The organism is Candidatus Poseidonia alphae (assembly GCF_943787815.1).
Lineage (GTDB): Archaea > Thermoplasmatota > Poseidoniia > Poseidoniales > Poseidoniaceae > Poseidonia > Poseidonia alphae.
Genome location: NZ_CALSNW010000004.1, coordinates 49917 through 58495 on the forward strand (window position 1 = coordinate 49917; position 8579 = coordinate 58495).

Here is an 8579-nt window from a genome sequence, read left to right on the forward strand (position 1 = left end):
CATATAGAAAGCAGTAGGATTGGGATGAAGTCACGCGCTTTTCGGGTCAAAAACTGACGCGGAAATCAAACAAAGAGTTTCGGGTGCCAGGAAGAAATGACTCCTGTGAATGCGGATGCAGCAACCGTTAGGGGGCTTGCCAGATACAATTTACCTGGACCTGAGCGACCTTGGAAGTTGCGGTTGATCGCCGAAACAGTGACCTGGTCAGGCGTGATTGAAACGCCTGGACCAGCACCAATGCATGCGCCACACCCTGGGTCAATGAGATTGACGCCAACGTCTTGGAAGAGTTCATGCCAGCCCCTGTCCTCAGCGAGTTGCTTGACCTGGCCAGAACCGTATTGGATGAAGAATTCAACGCCTTCCTTGACCTTGAGGCCTGCTTTTTGAGCAGCCTTGCAGACTTCTGCGTAGTAGGCAATATCGTCTTCTTTACCGGCAGTACACGAGCCTCCGTAGGCGATGTTGATGCTCACTTGTCCAATGTCACTGATGTTTGCTCCATTGGTAGGGTCGCTTGGAACGCCTTGGTCCGGGTCGCCCGGGTGAGCAACCATGGGGACAATTGTTGAGAGGTCAATGGTGTGGACGCCTCCATCGTAATGTGCGCCCGGGTCGGGATGGACGGACCGAGCTTTTTGTCCCCCTATCGACAGGTGCGGCTGGGCCGAAACCATCCAATCATAAAGGGCGTCATCGGCTTCACAAATACCGGTTCTTCCTGAGCATTCAGTAGCCATGTTGCACAGGGTTGCTCGCTCGTCAATGGAGAGCGATGTAAGCCCAGGTCCTCCGAATTCCATGCTGCGGTTCAGCGTTAATTCTTCGCGAGCGTGGTCGGCGAGGATGGCGAGAATAACGTCTTTTGCAGTGCAACCGTTGTGGAGTTCGCCAACGAGTTCAAACCGAATGGATTCGGGTACCTTGACAAAGGTAAATCCTGCACTTACAAGATTCGCATATTCTGTAGCACCGACGCCCCACGTGAGTGCATTTGACGCTCCACCCATGCAGGTGTGGGAATCGGTTGCTTGGATGAAATCTCCGACTTCAATAAATTCCTCACGAGCGACTTGGTGGCAGATTCCGGGAGAAACGCCGTCTTTTGCAGAATAATCCCGGACGCCAGCATGTTGCTGGAAGGCAACTTGCAAATCGCGCAAGGTCTGCACCTTGTGCATGAACGGGACGAATTTAGGATTGTGATGCGCATAGAGCAGATGGTCCTCAAAAACCGCGAACTTGCTCGGGTTAGGAAGCGAGTAGTCCACTCCGTATTCTTCTTGGAGAAACGTGTGAACTTGAGCCGTTGTGAATTCGTGTGAATATCCTCCCTGAACTTGGGCAATGACCGGGTCACCCGGCTTAACGCACTGACCTTCTGGCTGTCCGACCAAGTTGCGACTGATGATGTGTTCTGCCATGGTCATGGGCTTGAGAGGTGTGTTGAGTGGGGCGAGTTCCAATTCGTTGGCTTGAAGTGCCTTTGCAAAAGGAAACAGCCCTCCCCGTTCAAGGATGAGTTGAGTTACTGGGTCGTAGACTCCAGTGAATTCGTCGAGTGAGATTTCTTCTCCGTCCTGCAATCGTTTCAATACGTCGTGTCCGGCCATGAGTTGGCCAAGGTTGATGTTATTGCGCTCGTGAATTGGTGCGAATGAAGCTGCGATGACAATGTTAATTCCCGCCCACCGCTCACATTGAGCAGCCGTTTCACGGCTTGAACCGGTACCCTTGCGTTGGCCTGAAACGATGACTTCAAAACCACCGTCTTTCAAAGCATTTTCACGAAACACGCGAAGCCCGTTGTGCATGAGTCCGGCGTAGGCATTCTTGGCGATTTCAGCAGGATCATGGTCAAAACAAACCCATGCAGGCGTCATGACGTCGGTGTTGATGTCGTCAAGCAGATCTTCAATCTTCAAATCCTCCATCTTGAGGTTTAACCCTTCGTAGAGTTGTTGCTTGATCAGTTCAAGGTCTTTTGTAAGGAACAAGACTCGCTTTCCGGGCGATAAAGCGACTTTTGCAGGTGGCCAGTTGTCTCGCATTGCTCCCCCTCAACTCGGTTCAAGGGCCAACTGTTGATAATCGGTTCGGGCCATATTTTTTGTCAGCCCGGGTAAATACAGGGTCAAAAACGGTTCTTCAGAACGCGATTGAACAACGGCGGGACCAATGCCAGCAAGAACATAACATAGTACCCGTATGGAAGTTGAGGCGCTTCATCATGGGTTTTGAGATGATGATAAGGCGTACTGGACTTCATGTGATGGGCCGGGTGAAGTGGTAACTCAAGCAATGTCCAACGAGACAGACGGTGACGACTTTCCCAAGCATGCTTTGCGCTAGCCCGCTCCCCATCTTGACGAGATAATCCATGATGCTGAAGGAAATTTACAAACTCAAGAAGGAACACAGCGATGAAGGCTTGGCCGACAAAGGCCAACAACCATTCAGGATTGAGGGCGTATAGGGCTACAAGGAACACGAGTTCAAGCATCAGCGACCGCCGGGTGTCCACAGGTCGGGCGCGGTAAGCTCCACGAACTTGAAGCGGAACGGTCGTGATGAAATGGCGGTAAATGCTTCGACCCGATGGCGACGAAGTAGGGTCGATCTTCTTCGCCCAGTGTTTGTGATGGGTATGGTTGTGTTCGGTCGTGAAATGCAAGTAAAGGACTGAAAATAAACTTAGACGAGCGAGCCACCAACTTCCAGAGTGTGGTTTTCGATGGCCAAGCTCATGTGCAGAAACGATTCCTGAGGCTCCGCTACTCAGTCCAACAGAGAGAATCCCAAGGGCAGTGAATGATGTTAACCCTTCAACGGATATGCGCCACAAAAGAACCCCAACAGTCAACGGAACCAAGACGCCGTGAAAGTGGAGAATGACGTCGTAGGGCCTTCCTTCTTGAAGCGGGTCGGTTTCCTCATCGATGCCTAGGAGTGTATCAAGCAGCGGATACACGGCCAACAGCAGGAGGAGCGTTAAACCCATCCACCAACCGCCGAGCCAGAGTCCAACAAGGGATGCCGCCGGCGTTGCGAGGCCAAGAAGGTGAGGGAGCCAGAGCTTTCTCATCAACGGAGTGTTATCCCCGTTTCTTGTAAAGCCTGTGTTCAGTTCTTAGAGAAAAGGCCCTTGACCCAAGAAAGCGCTGAAGTACGGAAGATACCGTTTCGAAGAACCTGGGCGTTCATGGCCTCATCAACGTAGGATTCGAGATAATCGTCCATTCAGTACGCCCCCTTTCGTGCGTGGTAAGCCCCACGACTGTCAACACCGCTGCGGTAAAATGCAATGGCGTTTGCAAGGCGATCTAGCATCGAGCCAAAGATACCGTTTCGGTATTTTTGGGCGGTCATCGTCAATTCTACGTAGGTTTCCAATTCTTTGTCCATGGGGCTCATCCTCTGAGTTGTTCTCATGTTATAGTTGCACTCCGCCCTATATCAAGCAGCGGTGAATTCGCCAACACAAAGGTGTATAATATAAACTAACTGTTTTTCACAACACCACTTCGCGAACCCGCATCATCTCGGTAGAAACCTTCATATTCAGAAGAATTTCTCCAAAATCTCGAGAATATGCACACAGACGACGCACGGATTCTGACAGACTCAAGTTTTGCGCCATCCATTGGCCAGCACCCCTCTCGCTCAGTATGTTGTGTTCGTAGACCAGGAGTGTTTTTTGCAGGGCTTTCAACTGATGCCGCGCTTCTTCAATCCGCGTGGAGTCCCTCGTACGAATGTTGATCATCAATTCCTTCAGAGCAGACTGCCATTCAGGTACATGGTGAATCGGACTCTCTTCGGTATTCTGCTCAATGATCTGCGGGTATTCAATAATGAATTGCGCCATGGTAAATGCGTGGTCCATCATACGCTCCAGGCATCGGGCAAGGTTAGCGTATTCAAGGGCCTGAGTCCGAGTGAGGTTCAATTTCGTTGCTACCAGGTGAGAATCAAGTAGAATTCGGACTTGGCGCTCGATCAAATACAACAAAGCGTCCACCTCACTTTCTCGTTCTTCAGCATCGCTGATGAACTCTGAATCGCCCCCCTCAAACACGCTGATCACGTCTCGCATTAGAGATGTAACTTGCAGGTACATTCGATTAAGGCTTGAATGAAGTGGCATGTCGCCGGCGTTGAGGAGGCAGCGCAAGTCCAAGCGAGTATCCGATTCTTCTATGATTTCAAACCCGCGCGTTGCACGCAGGAAGCGTCGGATGGGCGGATTTATCATTTGACGCGCCCCCTCTCCACACTCAATCGTAATCAGGTCAGCCCCGGAGATGTATGCGCCCATCAAATGGTCATGAAGGCTGTGTTCCGGTAGCGTATCAAAATCAAAATATACATGTTTTCCAAACGATGTAGCCAAATCCAAAGGAGTGACTCGAAGGGCGCCGCTTGGCCGCCAATCCATCCTCAACGAATCTCTTGCATTGAGGCCTTGGGCCAGCACCCAAGGCTTTGGTAAGCTGATTGTGAAGGTGCTACCACCAGTGGATTGCAACTTGCGGACTTCGTTTTCGCCAGGTCCTAATACCATGTGAACACGCCTCTCACTAAATAGCACTATATAGAGTATACAGGAATTCGGATATATACTGAGTTACTATAGGAAGTCCCATGGAAGCAATCACGATCGTACTGATTGGACTAGCACTCGTAGTCTGTGCTTACATGGCTTGGAACATCGGTGCAAACGATGTAGCCAACGCCATGGGCACCTCGGTTGGCTCAAGAGCACTCACCCTCAAACAAGCGGTCATCATTGCAGCAGTGTTCGAGTTTTGTGGGGCTTTCTTTGCTGGCGATGCGGTCACGGATACGGTACGAAAAGGCATTCTCAGTGTTGATTTTGCCGACCCACTCATTGACCCTGCGTTTTCCCAAGACATTGCTTTTGGATTCATTGCCGCCATGATGGCTGCAGCCACATGGCTCACCATTGCTACACGAATGGGCCTCCCGGTTTCAACCACGCATTCAATCATCGGAGGAATCCTTGGTGTTGGGCTCATTTTGGAAGTCAAGTATGAAACCTCCTTAATCGACTGGGACGTTGTCCAGAAAGTGGTGCTTTCCTGGGTTGCAAGCCCGGTTATGGGCGGATTGCTTGGTTTCTTCTCGTTCATGATCATCAAGAAACTCATCTTGGAAAACGAGAACCCAGTCGACCGCTCACGATGGCTCGCACCTCTGCTTGCTTTCCCCACGTTCTTCGTTCTCGGTTTGGCGCTTCAATTCAAGGCGCTCAAGGGCTTCATTTCAAATGCGGACAGAAGGGGTTGGATTGACGATAAGCGCGATTGGCTGCCAGCCAAGGAAGACGGTGTTTTCGACCCATGGGCAGTCAATGCATGGATTCCAATCAACTCCATTATGCTTGCAGCGACGATAGGTGTCTTGTCGAGTTTGGTACTCTACCTCGTGCTACGCCGGATTGACATCGCCGAAGAGAAGCGCGGTTTCCGTGGCGTTGAGCGTATCTTCGTTTGGTTGCAAATCATCACTGCAGCTTACGTTGCGTTTGCTCACGGCGCCAACGACCGTTCCAACGCTATTGGACCAATGGCCGCGGTCTGGCAGGTCCTCAGCAGCGACGGTGGTACGCTAACGGCCAAAGCAGACATTCCTCTTTGGCTCATCCTCCTTGGTTCCGCTGGAATCGCCATCGGTGTCATGACCTGGGGCTGGAGGGTTATGGAAACCATTGGAAAGAAAATCACCGATATCACTCCAACTCGCGGTTTCGCTGCAGAGTTTGGGGCGGCGACCACCATTCTTGTGTTTTCAATGCCATTTTTGGCCGTACCTGTTTCAACAACTCACACCCTCGTTGGTGCAGTTGTTGGAGTTGGATTAGCCGGGGGCGCCAAAGCCGTTGACTTCCGAGTGTTTGGGAAAATTGCCGCATCTTGGGTCGCAAGCGTTCCGGCTGCGGCTTTTGGGGCCATTGTATTGTTCGTAGCCTCCGGAGGCGAACCGTTGAACATGATCGTCTTGCTTCCCCTCTCGTTCATCGCCGTCGGCTACGCCATCTGGAAGAGCAGCGGTGAAGTCCATGTTGAAGATGCCCTCTCTGATGCTGGCGGAACGGCTCATTCAGTGACGCCGTTCGAACTGTTCCATGCGCACGCACAAGCGGTGGAGAAGACGGTTGAACACATGCTTGATGCGGTCAATATTGCATGCGATGGAGAGGACGCAAGCGAAGCGATTCAATCCACCATCGAATCTGAACTTGCGGCGGACAACGTCAAGACTGAAGTTCGCCGTTTGGCTCTCAATGACATGAGAATTGGCGTACAACTCAGCCTTGATGACTTTTTGTACATGGTCACGCGCCAGGACAGGATTGCTGACTATGCTCAAAATGTCGCAGAGCAACTGGCCTTCCGCCCTCTGTTCGATGACAAGAAAGCCAAGGAGAATCTCAAAGAGATGGCGAAGGCTGTCGCTGAGACGGTTGCCAAGTACGAAGATGCTGTAGAAGCACTCCGAGACTTCACCATCAGCGGTCAAACCAAGGCTGCAGAAACCAAACTGGCTGACCTCATCAGAGAAGTCAACATCAAAGAAAATGATGCGGATGGAGTGGAAGCAATGGCGGCAGCTTACGTGTTCACCAACGGAGAAGATTCCCCGCTTGCAGCCATGCACATGTACCGGGTCCTGCAACGTCTTGACGATGTCGCTAATGCTTGTGAAAAGGCCGCAAATGCCTTCCTCCCAATCCTCAACAGATGAGTTTTGATTGAGTCAGTCTTCGATCAAGACGCTTGTTATCGCAAAAGCATGGCCGCCATGTTCTAAATGATGGACATTCAATGCAGGTGACGTGTGTTCTCCAAGAGGCAAATATCAACGAGGTACAGAAGTAAAAATTTCGAGGTGGAGCCTTTTGGGTCAAAAACCCCCAGGGCTGCTCGCCGCGACCTCAACTAACGGCTCGTTCTCAGCGAGGCCTTGATAGCATGGTAACTTGACGAGTTACCAACCGAGCCGCTCCCAACAGGGCCTGTGCCCAACAGAGGATAACGACTCAAGGTGTGATTGCATGGCAGGAATGGACCCTCAACTCAAAGCCAAATTACAGAAGCAACGTTACCACATTGTTGGTGAGCATGGCGGTGTGAAAACCTGCCATTGGACTAAAGAATCGCTTCTTCGAGACCGGCAGTGCTACAAAGGGAAATTTTACGGCGTTGAAAGCCATAACTGCATGCAGATGTCGCCCGTTGTTGACCAATGCAATCTCGCTTGCACGTACTGCTGGCGAGAACCCCATATGGACACACTTGAACTCACAGATCAAGACCCGCTTGACCTACTGTACGAATCCGTTCGTGCTCAACGACGCCTTCTTTCCGGCTTCGGAGGCAACCCCAAAGTACCTCGGGAAAAATGGCTCGATGCCCAAAACCCGAAGCATGTCGCCATCTCCCTTAACGGAGAACCAACCCTCTACACACGCCTTTCAGAATACATGGATTTGTGCCATAAACATGGAATGACAACGATGCTGGTGACCAACGGGACGCTTCCGAAGGTACTCGAGAAATTGGACACCCTTCCCACGCAACTGTATGTTTCGGTCGATGCTCCAAACAAGCAAGTGTTTGACGATGTTTGCCGGCCAAAATACAATCATGGCGCATGGGAACAGTTTGAGAAGACCATTGACCTCCTTCCATCTCTTGACACACGAATTGTATGCCGCCATACGCTGATGAAGGGCATCAACATGAGCGATGAACATATCTCACAATTCGCAGCCCTTGATAACCGCGCTGACCCCGACTTCATTGAAAATAAAGGATACGTCTTCGTCGGACACAGTCGTGAAAACCTGTCCATGGAAAACATGCCGAGTCACGATGACATCATGGAGTTCTCGAACAAGATTTCTCCGCTTACCAACCGCGAGGTGCTCTCCGATTCACGTCCAAGCCGAGTCGCCCTTGTTGGGCGAGAAATATCGCCGATTCCTGTGCCTGAGCCAACAATGTTTTTCCCGGAGGATTTGGGAATAGCGCCTTCAGTGAAACATTTGCCCATTGTTTCCTAAATTAACTGCTCAATCGCAGCACGATGTCCACCGAGTTTGGGCGTATCGTACTCCCGTTGTCCAATTCACCCGAATTGTATGACTTACTCCGTGTTTGCGAAGTAAGGTATGAACAAGCTCCCCAGAATTGCCGTGGAGTAATGCAACACTGAAGTCAGAACGTATGCATCACCGGTTGGAGCGCGTTGATTGGTAAAGGGAAGCGTACTGAGGGTTGCGATTGCAAGAGCAAGAAGCGTAAACATGTTGCGAGATTGCTCACTCCAGCGCCCATCAATCTTCGTCCAAACGACTGTACCTATCAATCCGGGAACGATCCCTCCACCCATGACGGTTGCAACTGCAAATACAGGAACGGGTATCTCGACTCCACTTGGGTCAAGTGGGGTTGTATCGTAGCCAATAACCATCATGAACCCCAAAATCAAGAGATTGATGGCCCCCATGACCCCTGCTGCTTTCATTCCGGTGCGAGTGTGTTTTTTCC

The 8579-nt window shown here is 51.1% G+C and carries 7 protein-coding genes; 2 read left to right on the forward strand and 5 right to left on the reverse strand.

From position 1 onward, the window contains the following. Positions 1-65: 65 nt before the first annotated feature. The 4 genes from AAA857_RS08100 to AAA857_RS08115 all read right to left on the reverse strand — a co-directional run bounded on the left by AAA857_RS08100 (position 66) and on the right by AAA857_RS08115 (position 4567). Positions 66-2054 carry an aconitase family protein gene (locus AAA857_RS08100; RefSeq protein WP_338174455.1) on the reverse strand — a complete coding sequence of 663 codons (1989 nt, stop codon included), beginning with the start codon at positions 2052-2054 and terminating at the stop codon, positions 66-68. 83 nt (positions 2055-2137) lie between these two features. Further along, positions 2138-3088 (reverse strand): fatty acid desaturase, encoded by a 951-nt coding sequence (locus tag AAA857_RS08105; RefSeq protein WP_338174456.1) that lies wholly within the window; start codon positions 3086-3088, stop codon positions 2138-2140. A gap of 155 nt (positions 3089-3243) precedes the next feature. Continuing rightward, on the reverse strand, positions 3244-3408 hold the full coding sequence (locus AAA857_RS08110) for a hypothetical protein (RefSeq protein ID WP_338174457.1): 165 nt from the start codon (positions 3406-3408) through the stop codon (positions 3244-3246). Positions 3409-3514: 106 nt separating this feature from the next. After that, on the reverse strand, positions 3515-4567 hold the full coding sequence (locus AAA857_RS08115; RefSeq protein WP_338174458.1) for a phosphate uptake regulator PhoU: 1053 nt from the start codon (positions 4565-4567) through the stop codon (positions 3515-3517). Positions 4568-4647: 80 nt separating this feature from the next. Between AAA857_RS08115 and AAA857_RS08120 the strand changes: the two genes are divergently transcribed. After that, positions 4648-6771: a DUF47 family protein gene (locus tag AAA857_RS08120; protein WP_338174459.1), complete on the forward strand. Its 2124-nt coding sequence runs from the start codon at positions 4648-4650 to the stop codon at positions 6769-6771. A gap of 310 nt (positions 6772-7081) precedes the next feature. Next, positions 7082-8092 (forward strand): 4-demethylwyosine synthase TYW1, encoded by a 1011-nt coding sequence (twy1, locus tag AAA857_RS08125; protein WP_338174460.1) that lies wholly within the window; start codon positions 7082-7084, stop codon positions 8090-8092. Positions 8093-8175: 83 nt separating this feature from the next. On the opposite strand, the gene AAA857_RS08130 is transcribed toward twy1, so the two are convergent. Beyond that, positions 8176-8579 (reverse strand): DUF6069 family protein (locus AAA857_RS08130; RefSeq protein WP_338174461.1); only part of this gene is annotated, 404 nt, incomplete at its 5' end.

What these genes read in the sequence shown, in the direction of transcription:
- AAA857_RS08100 (WP_338174455.1), bottom strand. Translation starts at nt 2,054, where the DNA reads ATGCGAGACAACTGGCCACCTGCAAAAGTCGCTTTATCGCCCGGAAAG.
- AAA857_RS08105 (WP_338174456.1), bottom strand. Translation starts at nt 3,088, where the DNA reads ATGAGAAAGCTCTGGCTCCCTCACCTTCTTGGCCTCGCAACGCCGGCG.
- AAA857_RS08110 (WP_338174457.1), bottom strand. Translation starts at nt 3,408, where the DNA reads ATGGACAAAGAATTGGAAACCTACGTAGAATTGACGATGACCGCCCAA.
- AAA857_RS08115 (WP_338174458.1), bottom strand. Translation starts at nt 4,567, where the DNA reads ATGGTATTAGGACCTGGCGAAAACGAAGTCCGCAAGTTGCAATCCACT.
- AAA857_RS08120 (WP_338174459.1), top strand. Translation starts at nt 4,648, where the DNA reads ATGGAAGCAATCACGATCGTACTGATTGGACTAGCACTCGTAGTCTGT.
- twy1 (WP_338174460.1), top strand. Translation starts at nt 7,082, where the DNA reads ATGGCAGGAATGGACCCTCAACTCAAAGCCAAATTACAGAAGCAACGT.